Origin of the sequence: Sphingobium sp. WCS2017Hpa-17, from assembly GCF_031843765.1 — a bacterium.
Taxonomy (GTDB): domain Bacteria; phylum Pseudomonadota; class Alphaproteobacteria; order Sphingomonadales; family Sphingomonadaceae; genus Sphingobium.
Map to the genome: position 1 here is coordinate 443,308 of NZ_JAVTIV010000001.1, position 19,185 is coordinate 462,492.

A 19,185-nucleotide genomic window follows, 5' to 3' on the forward strand; every position below is an offset into this window, starting at 1 on the left:
GGCGCAATTGCACGACTTTTTGTAGGTCGTCAACGGCGAGAACAGAAAAGTTCGCACTTTTTTCAAGCGAGTTCGCAATCATGAACCCTGCGCCTCCAATTTCGCGATAGCGCGCTGTGCAGCTTTCCGCTGGGCGATATACTTCATGGCCATCTGGTACGTGCGGTGGCCGATGATTGCGGCAATCTCCGCAACCGTGCATCCGGCCTCTTCCAGCCGCGCAGCGGCGGCGTAGCGCAAGCCGTGCATCGTTCGGTGCGGCATTTCATCAATCTGCCTTATGGCGCGTGTGAGGGCCTGAGAGAGCGAATTTGGCGTATATGCGCGATCCTCCGCGCTCGTCGCCATTACAACGCCCTTGCGATCGGCCGCGCGAAGGCTTTCCAGATAGCTGCGGAGCTTCGGATGGCAGGCAATATCAAGCGGTTCGCCCGTCTTCTCCTGCTTTACCCGAATCGTGGAGCCTTTGAACTGGGTCCAGGTCGTAGCGACTACATCCGACGCCCGCTGTCCGGTATAGACCGCGAGCATGACGGGCGTGACGACATGCTGAGGTGCGTTCGCCAGTAGCAAATCAATCTCTTCGTCGGACCATGGGACATATGGCTCAGGCTTCTTGCGAAGTTTCTTCAGGCCGGCGGCCGGATTGAACCCTTCCGGCACATGCTCTTCTTCGTCGGCCCAGCTGTAGAGGCGGCTCATCATGGCCTTGAGCTTGTCGGCTTTTCTCGGCGTATCGCGGTAGCCATCGCGGACGGCCTTCAGCATCTTCCTTGTGGTGAAGGCATAAGGCTGGTCGCCCAGCTCTTCGACAATGACGTTAAGCGAGATTTCGTAATCGTCACGCGTGCTGGGTTTCAGCATCGCAAATTCAGGGCTTTTCCGGTATCGACCCACTAGCCAGGCAAACGACGACTGTGCGGGCGCTGCTTTTGGCGTCGCGGTCACGCGCTTAAGTAGCTCTGAATAACGCGCATGAAACTCCGGATCGCCGGGCGTGCCGGGCAAGGGCACATCACCCACCGTTGGCGTGTGACGGAACCGCCAGTACCTGCCCTTTGCCAGATAGGTGTATTTGAGCTTCGACTTAACCACGTCGTCGCTCAAGGAAATTACGTTCGACTTCGGACGCCTCTGCGGCCCGATCTAGCGCGGTAAGAGGCTGGCCGGAAAGTCGATCCGCATAGCGATCGAGGTCGACGCGATCCCAGACTACCCGGCGACCTATGCTCCGGCTCTGGATGCCGAGCGCGCGAAATGTGCCGGCGCTCAATCCGAAATAAGCGGCCGCCATTTCAGCGTCCATCAGCCGAGGCCATTCAGGAAGAGCTGCGCGGGTCGCCATCAGTCGTCCAGACTTAGCCCGGCCCGCAGCCGCAACATGCGCTGCCAAGCGTTTCTGATAGCTGCGTCCATAGGCAGGATGATTATAGGCACGGGATAGCCTGCCAAGTCCATCAACTGCGCCCGCGCGCCATCAATGGCTTCGCGATCCATTTGCATTGCCGTGACCGTTCCCGACATGAAATCTTGCACCCGCAAATAGACAGGTTGGTCAGGCATGGGCATGTGAGGAACCCCGCCATCCATCGTCGCCTTGGACTTCAATTCCAAATAGAGCGAGCGGATATGGTCCGGCAGGCCATCTACCTCCGTCAGCGCCTCCGCAGGAATGCGCGCCGATAAGGTCTGCCGCATGATGGCCAACATCCCCAGATCGATCATGCTAAAGCGGCGGGTAGTGCCGGGAATGACCTGCGGGATGCCCAACCATGAATATCGGTTGATCCAACCGATGATCGTCGGCCGTGGCGTCGCCAATATCTTCGAGGTCGCCTCTGCCGTTTGGGTCGGCTCGTCAACATCTGGGCATACAAAGCTAATGGACGGCATGGCGATCTCCAAAGTGTTGACCGCTGAATAGCTTAAACCTGTTTTAAGGTCAACAGATTGCGAGTATTCGTCTCCGTCCTGCCCGTTGGGCAGGATAGCGATCCATCCTCCCACACGCTGTGACGCTCCCGCAATCATGCCGCTCGCCTTGATCCAGCAAGGTCAGCGATGGCGCGAAGGTCGCGGCGGATCAGCCGTTCATTCTCTTCCTGCCGTTCTTCATATGGGTTGTCCCACATGATTTCGAGTTTTGTAAGGACTGCGGCGGCATCCGGTGCGGCCATCAGCATTAAGCTGTCCTTGGCCGCCATCGCTTCATCGAACAGCCGAATATCTTCAGCATGGACACTGGCCGCGCCCAGCTCATTCTCGGCGGCCTCATATCGTTTTAACCATGCTGCCCATTCTCCACTGAGCTTTTCACCCATCTGGCGGCACTCCAGCCGTGGTTCCCACATCCATGCGTCGGGTCGTCTAGAATTATAGGTGAAGGTGCTTCGCACACCGGGCCTGGGCTCGCATGTGACCGAGGAAGGAGGCTGTGGGCACATTGCATCAAGCCGCTCCTGCAACGGGTTCCAGACCGTCGCCAAATGGGCTTCATACGCCGCCTGCGCCTTCCGGTATCGGCGCAGCGCTGCCGTCCAGCCGTCTGACGATGTATTGATGGCGGTCGACGCAGCGGCGAGTGCCGGCACGGCGGCGAGCGCTGCGATGGCCGCACGGCGGGATAGCGCGCCACTCACGCTGCCATCCCCATCACGTCACGCACCAGGCAGGCCCAGAAATCGGGATAGTCGTCGTCGCCGGTGTCGATGTCGACCGCCGCATCCACCATCGTCAACTTCGCCAGCAATGCCGCTGCCGTCGTCACCGGCCGCAATAGCACGGCCTGGCGCGCCGCCAGCTCAAGGGATGCATAGCGATCGAAGGTCGATTCCTGTGCTTCACCATCCCCTGCGGTGGCATCAAGCGCGGCCTGCCATTCTTGGTCGATCGCGGTCCAACGGCGGTGATCGGCCCAGAATGCATGATCGGCGGGCGGGGATGCGATCGGAAGCGCCAGTGCGATCGGTGCGAAGCCGGTCAGCATGACGGCTGTTAAGGCAGCACGACGGGAAACGGTAGAGGAAGCGGATTTACCGCCTACAACAATGGGATCGCCCGTGATACGGGCGGCATCAGCCTGAGACATGGGTACACTCCGTGTCGATGGTTAGAGCCGGACGGGAAGCTCCAACTTCCCTCCGGCTCGAAACTCTGGTATCAGGATTTCTATGGCTGGTCAAGAAACTGTGCAACCAAAGAAACGGGGTCCAAAACCCACTGGTGTTGGCACACCCATTCAGGTCCGTTTGCAACCCGAACAGCTTGCCGCGTTGGATAAATGGATAGGGGCGCAGGAACAGAAATTCTCGCGCCCGGAAGCCATTCGCTACCTTGTTGATACTGCCATCAACGGCGATGAATTTTCCCAGTGGCTTGCGGACGGAAAATTGGGTTAACTGTTCCTAACTATCGCTCGTCACAGTGATCGGATGCCGCTTGAAGACGAAAGAGTCGATCGAAATCAGCCACCCCATCTTGGTAGACCGGCAAGTCATATCATCCATAGAGCACGTACTTTCCGAAATACGCTCTCATCAGGAAGATGTGATTGCTGCTCAAAATAATTTGTCTGTTGAGGATATCCGCTCCCTAACGCCCGCAGATTTTGAAGCAGAAAGCGTTTCTGAAGATCGCAAGTGGGCTATGAGAAAAGCCTTTGAAGAAATAAAACGGTATAGTTCGCCGAAAGCTACTTTGAAGTATGAAGGGGGACGCAGTTTTGAACTGTCCGAATTCCAAGGTGTGTGTGATATAGCTGAGATAGAGCCAGGTTTTGTTAAAAATATTGAATTAGCTATAGGTGAGTGGGGTAACACTTACGCTAGCGTAAAGTTTGATAATGGTAGCGAAACCTGTTCTATCAATATCCACGGCGATCGGTCTTTGGTGGAAAACATCAGCGGACGCATCCGGCCACTAATTAAGGCGGCGGTTCCTGCTTATCCTTTTCTACACACTAAGTGGTTTGGTCGTGTTCTTAGCGCTGCGGCTGCAATTTCTTTCGTTTTGATATACGCTCGTATTCTGATGAAATATAAGCCGGTAATGAGCGACGATGCTTTTTCAGGACTGGCAAGCATTATTGGTATCGTGGCTGGCTTAGGTGTGGCTGCATCTTTTCCAGTCGTGAAATACGCTAGGAGGGCTTTCCCATTTTGTCAGTTCGACTTCGGTTTCTCGAAAAAATCTCGTTCTGCTAGGGCTGCTCTAATAATCGGGATTTTTACCGTCATTATGATTCCACTAATAATGACTTTTTCCATTAGTAAATGAGCAATGTCATGCCATTTGGCGAAGTCGGCCTTTAATGGGTAGCTCGAAACAGCCCTGAGCGATCGTCTCCGAAATGATGGTCATTGCGGGCCACATGGTCAGAATGCGGGCGGTCTGCTCGTTAAACGGCAGTTTCATGACCGTAGGCAGGGTGAAGAAGCCGACTAACCCAGCGCGTAGGAACAGTTCCCGCGACGGCCTCTGCTTCGCGATGCGCCGATCGGCAGACAGCACGCACCAGCCACCTTCTTTGCCCAGTCGCTCGATCCAGTCTGCGTCGGATAGGCTTCCGGTTCCAAACTTATCTTTGATATGGACGACTTGATGCTCCCCCTCGAACAGCGCGGCTAGGCCTCGGCCGAGGCGAGGGGGCAGGTTGTTGTCGACCAGCAGCTTCACGCGGCCTTGAGCTGCGTGATTTGCGCCTCATAGGCTATAGCGTCTTTCACCAGGCGCGGCTTGATCTCATAGAGGCGGGCAACTTTGTCGATCGACCCTTCCGCCTTCAGGGCTTGCGCTATGGTTGCGGTAGCGATGCCATGATCGGCTATGATTGGCTGTCCGAAAGAGCGCTCAGGATCTGCGACTATGGTCTTGCGGCCATGGAGAAGCCACCAACGCTTTGCACCATCCGCGCCGAAGTCGAGATCGGCAAGGCTGGGTTCTACGACGCGGCGGAACACGCCCTGTTTATGCTTCAGGTCGATCAGTTCCGGCTCGTCCAGATCGCGGGTGATTTCAAGGAAGATGTTCTTGCCATCGGTCTTGAACTGCGACGTGGAGAAGGGGCGTTCCTGCCCGACTATTTCCTTCGCCCGCTCCATGCAGACGCGGATCGTCGGCAGGCCTATCCGCTTCTTCCGCAAAGCATAGACGATTCGCGCCTCGATCAGGTCGCGGAAGCCCAGCAGCACGGCGTCGGCGGCGTCCGGGTCATATTGCGGGGTCCAAAGGGCAGGCTCGTGCTGGGGCTTGTCGTCCTTGCCCTTATGCGCATAGCCCTGCACCCAGCGGCGCAACGTCTGTGCGCCCATGCCTACCATCCTCGCCGCTTCAGGCGCGGTGTAGATGCCGATGCCATAACCTGCCTGCGTCATGCGGATGCTTTAAGCAGATAGCTGAAGCTACGCCATCCCGAAATTGGGACAGGGATCGGATCGTGCGGGAGCATCCTCGAACGTCATCAATAGTTCGAACACAGTATGCCGCTGCGTCGTGCCAAGCGTGATTGCTAGCAAGGTAAAGCCCACCCGATCGACCAGAGCGTGCCGAACGCTGCGTCTGCCCCCCATGCCGGCCGTTACCTGATGCGACGAAAAGCGAATGTGCCCGGCCGCCTCTGGACATTGCGCCGAGATCGCATCGATCGAGGCGAGAATATTATGGTGCCGCCGGCCGAAGCGCTTCGCCAGGTCGCGGCTGTCCAACCAGTGCTGGCTTTCCAACGGCGGGCGATCATCCGCCGGCATATCAGACAGATTCTGCGGCAAGGCGCTCATTGAGGCTGCGCGGCCTGAAGGTGGCAATCAACATCAGCCACAGCGCGCCGATGAGCGAGGATGATATGGCACGCACCCGGTAAGCCCATTCGATCTCCTGAGCCTCGAAATCGAGGCGCATGCGGGGCGTCAACTGCGCTACGCCGACGATGCCGGCATATGCTTCCACAAATCGCTTGGTGATGACGGCGCCGGCCATCGGGCCGCTGCGTAGCGATATGGTCACCAGGTCGTTGCGCCGGATCGTCAGCCGCTTGTCGATCAGCATATACGTCATGTCGCCCACCGCGTCGCCCATACAATCGCCGGTCGTCCGCGCGATCATGAACGGACCTATGGAGCGCCCCCCTTTTCCAATCGGCGTGATGGCATTCATGCGCGGCGGACCACTAGATAAGCCGCCGACTTCGATCGCGCTTGTGAACATCGCGCCGGGGCTGATTGCAGTCGAAATGATGAAGGAAACCACGGCCCCGGCAAAAGTATGAGCAAACGCCGTGCCAAAGACCGCGACCGTTATCGGATCGGCGGCAGCAGGCGTGGCCGCCGCAACGGTTGCAACCGCGAAGCCAATGGCGCAGGCGCGCAGGAAGCTGAACAGGGACATATGGTGCTCCTAGTCGAAAGCGAGCGGGAGGGGTGAGGAGGGCCAGAACCGACCCAGAGCGGCCCCTCCCGCCAAACTATCCGCTCTTCGCTTCCCGTGATGCTTGGAGGCTGGCGGTAGGGGTGTGAGGAGGCCGATACGAATGCTGCCCAGAGCGGCCCCGACCGCCGAATTATCCGCCCTTCGCTTCTCAGCCCGGCGCCGCGCCCGGATTTTTATAACCGCCCCGATGGTCCACCAGGCCAGCGCCGAAATCCATGTACACGCGGAACGATGTGCCAAGCGTCGTCCATCCATCCTGCATTTCCACGCGTGGCCCCTCTTGGCCTTCCAGATAGGCATATTCGATCACGGGCGCGCTCAGAGGATCCGCGAAGAGATACCATGGCAGCGCGTCTAGGCGCGGATCGACCAAAGGCACGAGTTTGCCCGCGAAAGGATTGGTTTCGCCGACTTGGCTCGGGTTGAGAGACGTTGCGATCATTTGCTCGATGACGGTTTCATTGGCCGGGCTGGATAGGATGTATCTCGGCACGGCCGCGATCGGAGTGATACCATCCAAGTCCTTCTGGCTGCGCATGGCCAGCCGGCCAGCGCTCAGCGATGCAATGCTCGGCAAATCCCCGGTGCCCGCAAGATTGGCGTGGTCGGCGTGGAAAAGCGCCTTGCCGTCGCCCATCACCGGATTGTTGTTGATAAGGTCGGCCAACAGGCTGGCCTCCGTTTCGGCCGAAGCTTTGGACATCACCCGGATCGGATTGCTGAAGGCGTTCAAATCATCGTTGATGATTGCTTGCCGGCTGAGGGAAAACATCTTGGCGAAGGTCTTGACCCGGTAGGTTTCCTTGCGCGACTTGAAGGTGTCGGATTTGATCTCTCCCGCCTCAAGCACTTCCGGCAATGTGCCGAAGCCAGAAAGCTGGAGGCCGCTGATATCGCGAAAGTCGCGAGCCTGCCGCTTGTGACCCAATGTTTTCAACGGCGATGCCGCCGCTTCGAACATATCCATCAGGAAGCGCTGGCCGGCGCCTGTCAAAAGGTCGGGGAAGTCGCTTGTGGTGTGGTAGCCGACGCTGAAGGATCGCGTGCCAGCGTCCAAGCCGCGCGAACGACTCCAGGCCGCATTGTTAAGGATGTCGCCCGGTGCCATGCCCTGCACGCCCCGCACGCCGGCGCGCTCGGCCACCTGACCGGCGATCTGGACAAGAGACATGTGCATGAAGGCGCGGGCATGATCGGTCGGCGTGCGGCCGCTCATGCGAGCATAGATTGCGTCCTCGATCGCGCGGGCATGAAAATCAGGATTGTCATAGGTGGCACCGCCGCCGCCCCAACGCTGGATAAGATCGGTGCCGCCGATGCTCGAAATGCCACTCGTCGATGCTCGCTGGCGCGCAGCGGAAATCTGCAAGATGGTGTCGCGCATCTGCCCCTCGTTAAGACCACGCTCGGCAATGTCGATGATGATGCCGTTGCAATCTTCACGGGACACATGCCCGCTATCGGCCGCTAGGTTGACGAATTCGCGAATGCGACCGACGCCGGGGATGCTTCCTGCGTCGGGCACGCCAGCATCGGCTTGGCTGTTATCGTCATGTTGCCCGCCGCCTAGGCCGGACAGGTTGCGCTGAGACGAGCGTGGCATGGTGGAAAGCTCCTGGTTGGAAGGGTAGAGGAGGGTGCATGGAGCCGCGCCAGGCGCGGCGCGGACTTGGGCTTGTGCGTCGAAGCCCACAGGCAGGAAGCTGATTTCAAACGGCTCCCAATCGACGGCCCGGTAAATCGGGCGCTGGCCGGCTTGCCGGATCACTTCATAGGCATGGACGGTGTAACCGACCGAAAGGTTGCGGATGATGCCTGCGCCGATGTCGGAGACGATCGACGCGAGTTCCTGCCGATCCGAAAGGCGAACTGTGGCAATCCCCCGTCCCCCCTGCATACGAGCGCTGCCGGGCAGGACGACGCCGATTTGGGTGCCGACCGATCCGCGCCGGTGCGCATCCAGCACCGGAGCGCCACTATTCAGCCTGTCGAGCCGGACGGCGTTGGGACTGGTATCCAACTCCTCATCGACAGCCTCTCCGCTGTCCCAGTCGAAGCGAGCGCCCCGCGATCCAGTCGTCCAGACGACTTCGACCGTGCGAGCTTCGGCGTTCCAGGTGCCAGGCGTAAGATCGACGTCGCGACTTCGCGGCTCGGCCATGACGCGGCGTTCGGTGCGGGTGGGGGCTGTCTGTGGCATGGCCCGCATATTCGGTGCGGGCGATAGGACTGAACATTTCCGTTGTGCGGCCATAGGCGGTCATGTGTGGCCAAAGGATACAGTATCGCGGCCACACTTCGATCCTTCTAGCGCGCCAGCGCTAGGCGACCCTCCTGCTTCCTCCCACGATCATGCGGCCGCCGCGCCGTTGCTCGATGGCGCTACGCGGGTCGACAGTTGAAAGTCGATCAGTTGGTCGAGGGTATAGCTGATACGTCCGCCGGGCGAACGATGATGACCGATCCTGCCCATCAACCGATATCGGCGCAGCGTGCGCGCCGACAGGCCCAGATACACCGCCGCAGATGCCTCGTTATATCCATCCATCAAACCATCAACCATGTCGCCACCACATTCCGATGTGAGTTTAAGCCATTGAACTAGTTCAGTTCACAGGGTTCAAAAAGGAAACCACCTCTTGAACCGTAAAACCCTGCGCGGAGTAAGACTGCACATGCCCCACCGACCGGGTAAGGACCCAAAGGGGGCGGGGGTCGGCCGTCTTGCCGCACCCGATCAGTTGGCATGCTGCTTCGTCCACTCGGCACGCGCCTCGCCGACCATGCTCAGCATCAGCGCGCCGGCCTCGTCCTCTCCAAACTGTTGCGCGAGGATCGACGCGGCGGCCGACATGAGGACGATCACCGCACTTGCCGGATGATCGGTTCCGCAGATTGCCGACTGGATCAGCGTCATCGTCAATCGCCGTTCGTTACTCATGATCTGCCACCTTTCAGAGTTAGTGATGCTTTGATCCGTGCCATCCTCGATCGCATGCCCTGCAACTCGGTGATGATCTGATCGAGATCGTCCAGCGTGACGCTTACCGCGTCGCGAACCTTGCGACCGTTGGCAACCGGCAAGGAGCGGGCTGGCACAGGCTGGCCTACAAAGTCGCCCAGCATCGCGTCGCGATAGAAGATCGTGCTGGACTTGGAATGGCGATGACCATTCGCTTCCATGAACGTCCGGATGGTGCGCGGCGAACTGGTCGCCAGATCGCGCTCATCAGCCCACGCCTCATAAGCCGCCTTCAACTGGTCCGCAGGAAGGCGGCCGTCCGGGCTGTAGCGGACATGGTCGCGGTAGAAATCACCGAAGGTGTCCGATGGCGTGCCAGCCAGCAACAGCCCTTCAAACAGATACTGCGGTCCTTTCATGGGAGCTTTCATTTCTTCTTCCCTAGAATGGGAGGGATATATGGGAGGATAGAAGTAAGGTTTTCTGCCATTTTCTATCGAAACGGGAGCGTGGGAGGGAAAAGTATAGTTCCTACGCGCGCGTGCCCGCGCGCATGTGCCCACGCATGTGTGCGTACGTGTGGACTTTCACGGTTTTCCCTCCCGCACGCTCCCATCCTCCCTCAAGCCCGGTTTTCTGCGGCTCCCAAGGCTTTCTATCCTCCCTCGCAAAGCCCAAGGGTGGGAGTGAGGGAGGATCAAAGGCAATCCAGTTGGATTGGCATCAAAAGCGGGGGGCAGGGGGAGTACGCGCGGCCGCGGCGACTCGAGGGCAATTCGCCTAAGTGAACGCGCATAGAGTTCGCAGTCGCCTGCTAACCTATTGATATTCAGTAAGGTGAAATTCGCTGCAATTCTGCGAACTATCGCAGAAATCCGCCGATTCGGTGATGATTTGCAGTCCTCTGCGTCACCACTCCGCCATCGGGCCTCGGCGTGGGACGCCGCAGATGTGCGGCTTTGAATGCAAAGTCAAGCGGCCACTGTCCCGTAACTGTGAAGAATCGTCGCGCAAGCATCAAGAATCTTGGGCCATGGCGCGCAAAGCCGCTTGGCGCAGGCCGTCCGCTGATTTAGAGGTCCGATGACATGCTTAGTGTATTGCATTGCCAATACAGTTGTGCCAAGCCCACTGGATCAAGCGAGAAATGATCGTGACCGAGCAGACTTATTCTTCGATGCGGACCGCCATGGTCGAGAGCCAGTTGCGCACCAGCGACGTGGACGACCAGCGCGTGATCGCCGCGATGGCCAAGGTGCCGCGCGAGGAATTCGTGCCCGCCGAGCGTCGGGCCATGGCCTATATCGACCGGCCGATCCCGCTGACGGGCGGCCGTGCGCTGAACCCGCCGCTGGTGACCGGCCGGCTGCTGACCGAGGCGCAGATCGCGCCGGGTGACAAGGTGCTGCTGATCGGCGCCGCGACCGGCTATGCCGCCGCGCTACTGGTCGAACTGGGCGCGCAGGTGACGGCGGTCGAGGAAGAGGGCAGCCCGGAGATCGCGGTTGCCGGTGCGACCATTGTGCGTGGCGCGCTGAAGGACGGCGCCGCCAGCGGTGCGCCTTATGATGTGCTTTTCATCGACGGCGCGGTGGAGGAAGTCCCCGCAACGCTCGTTCAGCAGCTTGCCGAGGACGCCCGTGTGGTAACGGGCGTCGCGGATCGCGGCGTCACGCGCCTGAGCAGCGGCCGGGTAGTTGCCGGAGTACTGGGCCTGAACAGCCTGGTCGATATCGAAATGGTGGTGTTGCCGGGGTTCGGCGCACCCAAGGCTTTTGAATTCTGAAAGATGATGGGCGGGGATAGATGACGGCGAAGCGCAAATTTTATCGGCATCATGCCGCGGCTGCTTTGTTGTTGCTGTCTTCCGCCCTCACGGTTTCGGCGCAGGCCGAAACATTACAGGGTGCACTGGCGAAGGCTTATGTGTCCAACCCGACACTGACCGGCGCGCGCGCCGGTCAGCGCGCGACGGATGAGAATGTGCCGATCCAGAAGGCGGCAGGCCGTCCCAATGCGGATGTCACCGGCAGCTTCTCCGAAAGCGTCCTCAAGCCGACGATCAGCTTCACCTCGCCGCAGCGGACGGTGAATGCGCAGGCGTCGCTCAACGTCCCCATCTATTCCGGTGGCGCGGTGCGCAACGGGGTGAAGGCAGCCAAGGTCCGGGTCGAAGCCGGACAGGCCAATCTGCGCGGGACCGAGGCCAGCATCTTTTCGCAGGTGGTCGCGGCCTATATGGATGTGATCCGCGACAATGCGGTGCTGTCGCTCAACCAGTCCAATGTGAAGGCGCTTGAGGTCAATCTTCAGGCGACTAACGACCGGTTCGAGGTTGGCGACCTGACGCGCACCGACGTGGCGCAGTCGCAGTCGCGCCTCGCGATCGCGCGGTCCGATTTGCAGACGGCCGAGGCCAATCTGGTGACGAGCCGTGAAAATTATCTGGCGCTGGTGGGTGAGGCGCCCGACACGCTGGATACGCCGCCGGCCTTGCCGGGGCTTCCCGCGACGCCGCAGATCGCGGTGCAGGTCGCGCTCAACGACAATCCCGACATTTTGGCGGCCAAGCAGAGCCGGATCGCGGCGGGCTATGATGTAAAGGTGGCGCGGGCAGGGCGCTTGCCGACCGTCACCGGCTTCACCCAGGCGGGCTATACCAATTATCTGCACACGCTGGGCGGCACTGCGCAGGATGCGCAGGGCAATGCAGTGGAAGGGCCGCAGATCAACAAGCAGGCCGCCGCAGGCGTGCAACTCAGCATTCCGCTCTATCAGGGCGGTCGACCGGCTGCGCAGGTGCGCCAGAATCAGGCGCTCGAATCGCAGGCGATCGAGCGGGAGATCGAGGTGGAGCGCGGCGTCATTTCCCAGACGCGCGCCGCCTATGCCAGCTGGCAAGCGTCGCTGGAGAGCATCGAATCGAATCAGAAGGCAGTCGAGGCCGCGAACCTGTCGCTGGAAGGCGTGCGTGCGGAAAATAGCGTCGGCAGCCGCACCATCCTCGATATCCTCAATGCCGAGCAGGAAGCGCTCAATGCCAAGGTGCTGCTGGTGACGGCACAGCGCAACGCCTATGTCGCCGGTTTCAGCGTTTTGGCGGCGATGGGCCATGCCGAAGCGGGCGACCTGGGCCTGGACAGCGGCACGCTCTATGACCCGATGGTCAATTATGAACGGGTGAAGGGCAAGTGGCTGGACTGGAGCTTCGACGGCAAGCCGGTGCCGGTCGCCACGCGGACCGTTGACACGTCTGCGCAAAACGCCAATGTCGCACCGGCTACACGGCAGCCTTAACCGCTTGTTAACCCGGCTGGGTAATTTTAACGGTTAAGGATGCGCAATGCGGGTTGGACGGGGACTATCCATGGGTGACATGACCAAGGAACCCTCGATGGAAGAGATACTCTCCTCCATCAAGCGGATCATCGCCGAAGAGGGCGAGGAAGCGGTTCAGGCCGCACCCCGCCGTATGCGGGCCGAGGCGAAGGCTGCGCCCGCGCCGGTGGAACCGGTCTATATCGAACCCGTCGTCGAAGAAGTGCTGGAACTGACCGACGAAATTGCGGAGGAGGAAGCCGTGCCTGCCCCCAAAGCCACGCCCAAGACCGCCAACGCCGCCGAGACGGACGATTCGATCCTGTCGGTGGAAAGCGAAGTCGCCGCGCGTCATTCGCTCTCTGCCCTGTCCTCCATGCTGGTCACGCCCAAGGATGGCGGCGACAATACGCTGGAAGGGCTGGTCCGCGCCATGCTCAAGCCCATGTTGAAGGAATGGCTCGACACGCGCCTGCCTTCGATGGTCGAAGAGATGGTGGCGAAGGAAATCGCGCGCATCACCGGGCGCTGATTCGCGTTCTTGCGGTCGCTTTCGCGGCGGCCTAGACCCTTGGCATCCTGACGGCGCCGATCATGCGCCGCCTATCCGATCCAAGGGTGGTTTTCCATGAAGAGATTTTTGCTCGCAGCCGTCGGCGCGATGGCTCTGGCCACCGCGCCGGCCTTGGCGCGTCCGTTTACGCCCGCCGACATGGTGGGATTGGATCGGATCGGCGCACCGACCGTGTCGCCGGACGGCAAATGGCTGGCCTATCAGCTGCGCAGCACCGATCTGGCCGCGAACAAGGGGCGGACGGACCTCTATCTGCTGGATATCAGCAAGGTCGGGCAGGCACCGAAGCTGATCGCGTCGAAGCCCGACAAGAATGAGGCGTCGCCCGTCTTCTCGCCCGATGGGTCGGCGCTCTATTTCCAGTCCAACGCCAGCGGCGATGACCAGCTGTGGCGCGTGGCGCTGAGCGGCGGCGAAGCGGTGCAGATCAGCAAGGCGCCGGGCGGCATCAACGGTTTCCTGCTCAGCCCCGATGGCAGCAAGGTCGCACTGTGGGCCGATCGGCCGGCGGGCGCGAAGACGATCGGCGATGTGAAGGCGGACGCGCCCAGGGAGGCGGGGTCGGGCCGCGTCTACGACCAGCTGTTCGTGCGCCATTGGGATACGTGGTCGGACGGGCAAAGGTCGCAGATTTTCGTGATGCCGGTCGCCGGCGGCCCTGCCGTATCGGTGATGGACGGGCTGGTTGGCGACAGCCCATCCAAGCCCTTTGGCGGTGCGGAGGAAAGCGCCTGGGGCAGGGATGGCAAGACTTTGTTCTTCGCCTTGCGTGAAGCCGGCCGGATCGAGCCGTTGTCGACCAATCTCGACATCTTTTCCGTGCCGGCCGATGGCAGCGCGGCGCCGGCCAACCTGACCAAGGCGAATGAGGCCACCGATACGCTGCCGACCGTGTCGCCCGACGGGCAATGGCTGGCCTATGTCGCGATGAAGCGGCCGGGCTATGAAGCCGACCGGCAAGTGCTGATGTTGCGTAACATCGCGACCGGTGAGACGAAGGCGCTGACGGACGCATGGGACCGGTCGGTCGCGTCGATCGCCTGGGAAGCCAATGGCAAGGGGCTGCTGGTCACCGCCAATGACGTGCTCGACAATCCGGTGTTCCGGGTCGATGCCGCGTCGGGCAAGGTGGTGCGCCTGACGCAGAAGGGCCATGCCGGCAGCGTCGTGCCGCTGCCGCAGGGTGGCTTCATCTATGCGCTGGACAGCATCCAGTCGCCGGCTGATTTCTGGAAGATGCCTGCCAAGGGGAAGCCTGTCCGCCTGACCGACGTAAACGCGGCCAAGCTGGCGGACGTTGATGATGTGTCGATTGAGCGGTTCAGCTTCAAGGGCGCCAATGGCGATACGGTGTGGGGGCAGATCGTGAAGCCGCTCAACCCGTCCGCCAGCGGCACGGTGAACAAGCTGCCGGTCGCCTTTCTGGTGCATGGCGGGCCGCAGGGCAGCTTTAACGACAGCTGGTCCTATCGTTGGAATCCCAAGGCGTTCGCGGCGCATGGCTATGCGGCGGTGATCGTCGATTTCCATGGGAGCACCGGCTATGGGCAGGCCTTCACCGATGCCATCAACAAGGATTGGGGCGGCAAGCCGCTCGAAGACCTGAAGTTGGGGCTGGCGGCGGCTGCGGCGAAGGATGCGGAGGTCAACGCGACCAATGCCTGCGCGTTGGGCGCCAGCTATGGCGGCTACATGATGAACTGGATCGAGGGGCAGTGGGCCGAAGGGTTCAAATGCATCGTCCAGCATGACGGCGTCTTCGACGCCCGCGCCATGGCCTATGAAACCGAGGAGCTGTGGTTCGACGAGTGGGAGCATGGCGGCCCCTATTATGAAAAGCCCGAAGAGTTCGAGAAATGGAACCCGGTCAACCATGTCGCCGCGTGGAAGACGCCGATGCTGGTGGTGACGGGCGAGAAGGATTTCCGCATCCCCTACACGCAGGGACTGGCCGCATTCACTGCGCTCCAGCGGCGGGACATCGCGTCCAAGCTGCTGGTGTTCCCGGATGAGAATCACTGGGTGCTGAAGCCGAAAAACTCGCTGCAATGGTATGGCGAGGCGCTGGGCTGGCTGGACAAGTGGACGGGGAAATGAGGGATTGAGGCGGCGAGCCTCTTCCACTTCCCCGGAGCAATGGTTATATTGGCGATATGGCGACGCAACTCATCGAACTGGTCGATGGCCCTCTGGAAACAGGGAAGCCCAGCAAGCCCAAATTTCGCATCGTGCGAAAGGATGGGCAGGTCGTGAAGCTGCGCGTCATAGACGCTGACAGCCCAAGTTTCAGCGCTGATCTGACGGCGTCCTTCCAGGCGAATGTGCGGCGCGCTCGCAAGGAAAACCGGGCGATCGAGAAGGATAGTTGATCAACAAGGGCACGGCGCGTCCACGATTGTGGATCGTTGCTGGCCCTAATGGATCGGGCAAAAGCACCGTTTATGGCCGTAACGACCTCGTCGGATTCGACGGGTCGGTCTGGATTATCAATCCCGATCTTCTGACTGTTCGATTGCAGGAAACCGAAAGCCTGCCCTTGCTCGATGCCAATCTGGCGGCGGTGCAGCGCATAGAGGCATGGCTGGATGCTTCGATCAGGGTGCATCAGACGATCGGCGTCGAGACAGTCCTGTCCAGCAGCAAATATCGGCGGCTGGTCGAAATGGCCCGAAGCCACGATTTCGAGGTCCGTCTGATCTATGTGTTCGTGGACAGCGTTGAAGAACAGCTGAACCGCATCAGGCATCGCGTGGCAAAGGGCGGGCATGATGTTCCGGCCGACAAGGTCAGGCTGCGCCGCACCCGATCGTTTGAGCAGCTTGAATGGTTCTTCTATCAGTCGGACAGGGCGTGGGTGTACGATAATAGCGGCGCAGAATTGGAACTGGTGGCGCAAAAGGGCGATGGCAAGGTTCGGGTGAAGTCCGATGCCATTCCCGAATTGCTGAAAGCGCTTTTGCCGCCGGCGATGCTGGATGGCGACATATAGCGTCACCGGATTGCGGCCGCTCTCTTGCGTGTCGCGCCCCAGCCGTTAAAGCGCAACCATGACCGAACTGCCCAAAACCTTCGACCCCGCCGATATCGAATCCCGCTGGTACGCCCATTGGGAGGCGAACGGCCTGTTCCGCCCCGAACGGCCGGACGCGACGCCCTTCACCATCGTGAACCCGCCGCCGAACGTGACGGGAAGCCTGCATATCGGCCATGCGCTCGACAATACGTTGCAGGATATCGTGATCCGTTATGAACGGCTGTGCGGCAAGGATGCGCTCTGGGTGGTCGGCACCGACCATGCTGGCATCGCGACGCAGATGGTGGTGGAGCGCCAGCTCAACGCCAAGCAACAGAAGCGCACCGACTTCACCCGCGAGCAGTTCGTGGACAAGGTGTGGGAATGGAAGGCCGAGAGCGGCGGGGCCATCACCGGCCAGTTGCGGCGGCTGGGCTGTTCGATGGACTGGGCGAACGAACGCTTCACCATGGATGAGGGCTTTTCCAAGGCGGTCATCAAGACCTTCGTGGAGTTGCACAAGCGCGGCCTGCTCTATCGCGACAAGCGGCTCGTGAACTGGGACCCGCATTTCCGTTCGGCCATTTCGGACCTTGAGGTCGAGACGGTCGAGACGAAGGGCGGCTTCTGGCGCTTCCGCTATCCGCTGGCCGATGGCGTCACGCTGGCGGACGGCAGCGACCATATCGTCGTTGCGACGACGCGGCCCGAAACCATGCTGGCCGACATGGCGATCGCCGTGCATCCCGACGACGAACGGTACAAGGCGGTCATCGGCAAGGAGATTCTCCAGCCGATCACGGGTCGTCGTTTCGCCATCGTGGCCGACGAACATGCCGATCCGGCGCTGGGCACCGGCGCGGTGAAGATCACGCCGGGGCATGACTTCAACGATTTCGACGTGGGCAAGCGGGCGGGCTTCAGGGCCGCCGACATGCTCAACATGTTCGACGCCGACGCCAATGTCGTGCAGACCGCCGACGGGCTGATCCCCGACCGCTTCCTTGGCCTCCATCGCTTCAAAAAGGATGGCGTGGACGGCGCCCGCGAGGCCGTGGTGGCGGAGATGAAGGCGCTCGGCTTCCTCGTCCCCCATGTCACGAAGAACAAGGAAGGCGAGGAGGTCGTCGCCGATTTCGAGCCGCGCACGATCCAGACGCCATTCGGCGACCGGTCGAACGTGGTCATCGAACCCTGGCTGACCGACCAGTGGTATGTGGACGCCGAAAAGCTGGCGGTCGCACCGATGCAGGCGGTGCGCGACGGCGCGATCGAGATCGTGCCCAGGACATGGGAAAAGACCTTCTTCAACTGGATGGAGAATATCCAGCCCTGGTGCGTCTCGCGCCAGCTGTGGTGGGGGCACCAGATCCCGGCATGGTTCGATGAAGATGGCAACAGCTATGTCGCCGAAAGCGAGGCCGAGGCGCAGGCGCTGGCCGGCAACAAGACGCTAACCCGCGATCCCGACGTCCTCGACACATGGTTCTCCTCTGCGCTGTGGCCGTTCGGGACGCTGGGCTGGCCGGAGCAGAGCGAGAAGCTGTCGCGCCATTATCCCAATGATCTGCTGATTTCCGGCTTCGACATCCTGTTCTTCTGGGATGCGCGCATGGCGATGCAGGGGATGGAGTTCATGGGCGAGGCCCCGTGGAAGAAACTCTATCTGCACGGTCTGGTCCGCGCGGCCGACGGGCAGAAAATGTCCAAGTCCAAGGGCAATGTGGTCGATCCGCTCGGCCTGATCGACCGGTTCGGCGCGGACGCGCTGCGCTTCTTCATGGCGGCGATGGAAAGCCAGGGCCGCGATGTGAAGATGGATGAGAAGCGGGTGGAGGGCTATCGCAACTTTGCGACCAAGCTGTGGAACGCCGCGCGCTTCCTTCAGTCGAACGGCGTCACCGCGTCCACCAGCCATGAAGCGCCCCATGCCACGCTGCCAGTCAATCGCTGGATCATCGCGGAGACGGTCGCGACCGTGCAGGCGATCGACACGGCTATGGTCGAACTGCGGTTCGATGCGGCCGCCAACGCCATCTATCACTTCGTATGGGACCAGTTTTGCGACTGGTATATCGAACTGACCAAGGGCGCGATGGATGACGAGACCAAGGCCGTTGCTGGCTGGGCGTTCGACCAGATTTTGGTGATGCTGCATCCCTTCATGCCGTTCATCACCGAAGAATTGTGGCATCTGACCGGGACGCGGTCCAACGAACTGATCGTCGCGCAATGGCCGCAGGCTTTGGCGGCGGTCGATAGCGATGCGCAGGCGGAGATCGACTGGCTGATCCGGCTGGTGAGCGCGATCCGCACGGCGCGGACCGAACTCAACGTGCCGCCGGGCGCGAAGCTGCCCATGGTGGTGCGCGATGCGGCGGAGGGGACGCAGCGTCGTCTCGACCGTCAGGGCGTGGCGCTGGCGCGCCTCGGCCGGGTCGAGAGCCTGACCTTCGGTGAACCGCCGGCTGGCGGCGCGGCGCAGATCGTGGTGGATGAGGCGACCTTCATCCTTCCGCTGGAAGGCGTGATCGACATTGCTGCGGAAAGGACCCGTCTCGCCAAGGCGTTGGCCGCAGCGGAGAAGGAGCGGGATGGTCTGGGCGGTCGCCTGTCCAACCCCAGCTTCGTCGAAAAGGCCAAGCCCGAAGCCGTCGCCAAGGCGCGCGAGGATCATGCCGAAAAGACGGCAGAGGCCGAGCGGCTGAAGGCGGCGCTGGAACGGCTGGGATAAGGTAAGCCCCAACAGCCGGGCATAAAAGCTACTATCGTTCGCGCTGTGCTTGTCGAAGGCATATTGTCTCTTGAAGAAGGAGGCGCCCTTCGACAGGCTCAGGGCGAACGGGGGATGGGCGCTTCCCATGCAATGAGCCTGATGCGTGTGGAGGGATAGAG

22 protein-coding genes are annotated in these 19,185 nt (G+C 60.9%); 9 read left to right on the forward strand and 13 right to left on the reverse strand.

Features of this window, described 5'->3' with window-relative positions; translation table 11 throughout:
* Positions 1-78 precede the first annotated feature (78 nt).
* The 5 genes from RQH62_RS02050 to RQH62_RS02070 all read right to left on the reverse strand — a co-directional run bounded on the left by RQH62_RS02050 (position 79) and on the right by RQH62_RS02070 (position 3,088).
* Positions 79-1,107 carry a tyrosine-type recombinase/integrase gene (locus RQH62_RS02050; protein WP_311267068.1) on the reverse strand — a complete coding sequence of 343 codons (1,029 nt, stop codon included), beginning with the start codon at positions 1,105-1,107 and terminating at the stop codon, positions 79-81.
* Positions 1,088-1,345: a hypothetical protein gene (locus RQH62_RS02055; protein WP_311267069.1), complete on the reverse strand. Its 258-nt coding sequence runs from the start codon at positions 1,343-1,345 to the stop codon at positions 1,088-1,090. Before RQH62_RS02055 ends, RQH62_RS02050 begins: the two co-directional genes overlap by 20 nt.
* Entirely contained in the window at positions 1,345-2,031 is a 687-nt protein-coding gene (locus RQH62_RS02060) for a hypothetical protein (protein ID WP_311267070.1), read from the reverse strand. Before RQH62_RS02060 ends, RQH62_RS02055 begins: the two co-directional genes overlap by 1 nt.
* Positions 2,028-2,321, reverse strand: a complete 294-nt coding sequence (locus RQH62_RS02065; protein ID WP_311267071.1) for a hypothetical protein — start codon at positions 2,319-2,321, stop codon at positions 2,028-2,030. Before RQH62_RS02065 ends, RQH62_RS02060 begins: the two co-directional genes overlap by 4 nt.
* A gap of 314 nt (positions 2,322-2,635) precedes the next feature.
* Complete coding sequence (locus tag RQH62_RS02070) at positions 2,636-3,088, reverse strand: hypothetical protein (protein ID WP_311267072.1); 453 nt, start codon at positions 3,086-3,088, stop codon at positions 2,636-2,638.
* Positions 3,089-3,170: 82 nt separating this feature from the next.
* Here RQH62_RS02070 and RQH62_RS02075 point away from each other — a divergent pair, with 82 nt between their 5' ends.
* Together RQH62_RS02075 and RQH62_RS02080 are read left to right on the forward strand one after the other, a co-directional pair.
* Positions 3,171-3,398, forward strand: a complete 228-nt coding sequence (locus RQH62_RS02075) for a hypothetical protein (protein ID WP_311267073.1) — start codon at positions 3,171-3,173, stop codon at positions 3,396-3,398.
* Positions 3,399-3,438: 40 nt separating this feature from the next.
* Positions 3,439-4,275, forward strand: a complete 837-nt coding sequence (locus RQH62_RS02080) for a hypothetical protein (protein WP_311267074.1) — start codon at positions 3,439-3,441, stop codon at positions 4,273-4,275.
* A 6-nt stretch (positions 4,276-4,281) separates the two neighbouring features.
* Here the strand turns inward: RQH62_RS02080 and RQH62_RS02085 are convergent, their stop codons facing one another.
* The 8 genes from RQH62_RS02085 to RQH62_RS02120 form a co-directional block, all read right to left on the reverse strand.
* A complete protein-coding gene (locus RQH62_RS02085; RefSeq protein ID WP_311267075.1) occupies positions 4,282-4,674 on the reverse strand; it encodes a hypothetical protein in 393 nt (130 codons plus the stop codon).
* Positions 4,671-5,372 carry a DUF433 domain-containing protein gene (locus RQH62_RS02090; RefSeq protein ID WP_311267076.1) on the reverse strand — a complete coding sequence of 234 codons (702 nt, stop codon included), beginning with the start codon at positions 5,370-5,372 and terminating at the stop codon, positions 4,671-4,673. Before RQH62_RS02090 ends, RQH62_RS02085 begins: the two co-directional genes overlap by 4 nt.
* A 27-nt stretch (positions 5,373-5,399) precedes the next feature.
* Positions 5,400-5,765 carry a Rha family transcriptional regulator gene (locus tag RQH62_RS02095; protein ID WP_311267077.1) on the reverse strand — a complete coding sequence of 122 codons (366 nt, stop codon included), beginning with the start codon at positions 5,763-5,765 and terminating at the stop codon, positions 5,400-5,402.
* Complete coding sequence (locus RQH62_RS02100; protein WP_311267078.1) at positions 5,746-6,381, reverse strand: hypothetical protein; 636 nt, start codon at positions 6,379-6,381, stop codon at positions 5,746-5,748. Before RQH62_RS02100 ends, RQH62_RS02095 begins: the two co-directional genes overlap by 20 nt.
* Positions 6,382-6,571: 190 nt before the next feature.
* Positions 6,572-8,623: a prohead protease/major capsid protein fusion protein gene (locus tag RQH62_RS02105; RefSeq protein ID WP_311267079.1), complete on the reverse strand. Its 2,052-nt coding sequence runs from the start codon at positions 8,621-8,623 to the stop codon at positions 6,572-6,574.
* Between the two features lie 150 nt (positions 8,624-8,773).
* Positions 8,774-8,986, reverse strand: a complete 213-nt coding sequence (locus RQH62_RS02110) for a helix-turn-helix domain-containing protein (RefSeq protein ID WP_311267080.1) — start codon at positions 8,984-8,986, stop codon at positions 8,774-8,776.
* Between the two features lie 174 nt (positions 8,987-9,160).
* Complete coding sequence (locus RQH62_RS02115; protein WP_311267081.1) at positions 9,161-9,340, reverse strand: hypothetical protein; 180 nt, start codon at positions 9,338-9,340, stop codon at positions 9,161-9,163.
* Positions 9,341-9,360: 20 nt separating this feature from the next.
* Complete coding sequence (locus RQH62_RS02120; RefSeq protein WP_311267082.1) at positions 9,361-9,804, reverse strand: hypothetical protein; 444 nt, start codon at positions 9,802-9,804, stop codon at positions 9,361-9,363.
* Between the two features lie 734 nt (positions 9,805-10,538).
* Here RQH62_RS02120 and RQH62_RS02125 point away from each other — a divergent pair.
* The 7 genes from RQH62_RS02125 to RQH62_RS02155 all read left to right on the forward strand — a co-directional run bounded on the left by RQH62_RS02125 (position 10,539) and on the right by RQH62_RS02155 (position 19,024).
* On the forward strand, positions 10,539-11,171 hold the full coding sequence (locus tag RQH62_RS02125; RefSeq protein WP_311267083.1) for a protein-L-isoaspartate O-methyltransferase: 633 nt from the start codon (positions 10,539-10,541) through the stop codon (positions 11,169-11,171).
* A gap of 20 nt (positions 11,172-11,191) precedes the next feature.
* A complete protein-coding gene (locus tag RQH62_RS02130; RefSeq protein ID WP_311267084.1) occupies positions 11,192-12,682 on the forward strand; it encodes a TolC family outer membrane protein in 1,491 nt (496 codons plus the stop codon).
* Between the two features lie 70 nt (positions 12,683-12,752).
* Positions 12,753-13,235 carry a DUF2497 domain-containing protein gene (locus tag RQH62_RS02135; protein WP_311267085.1) on the forward strand — a complete coding sequence of 161 codons (483 nt, stop codon included), beginning with the start codon at positions 12,753-12,755 and terminating at the stop codon, positions 13,233-13,235.
* 96 nt (positions 13,236-13,331) lie between these two features.
* Complete coding sequence (locus RQH62_RS02140; RefSeq protein ID WP_311267086.1) at positions 13,332-15,374, forward strand: S9 family peptidase; 2,043 nt, start codon at positions 13,332-13,334, stop codon at positions 15,372-15,374.
* 56 nt (positions 15,375-15,430) lie between these two features.
* Positions 15,431-15,646: a hypothetical protein gene (locus RQH62_RS02145; RefSeq protein WP_311267087.1), complete on the forward strand. Its 216-nt coding sequence runs from the start codon at positions 15,431-15,433 to the stop codon at positions 15,644-15,646.
* Entirely contained in the window at positions 15,643-16,266 is a 624-nt protein-coding gene (locus tag RQH62_RS02150) for an AAA family ATPase (protein WP_311267088.1), read from the forward strand. Before RQH62_RS02145 ends, RQH62_RS02150 begins: the two co-directional genes overlap by 4 nt.
* A gap of 58 nt (positions 16,267-16,324) precedes the next feature.
* Positions 16,325-19,024 (forward strand): valine--tRNA ligase, encoded by a 2,700-nt coding sequence (locus tag RQH62_RS02155; RefSeq protein ID WP_311267089.1) that lies wholly within the window; start codon positions 16,325-16,327, stop codon positions 19,022-19,024.
* Positions 19,025-19,185: the final 161 nt, after the last annotated feature.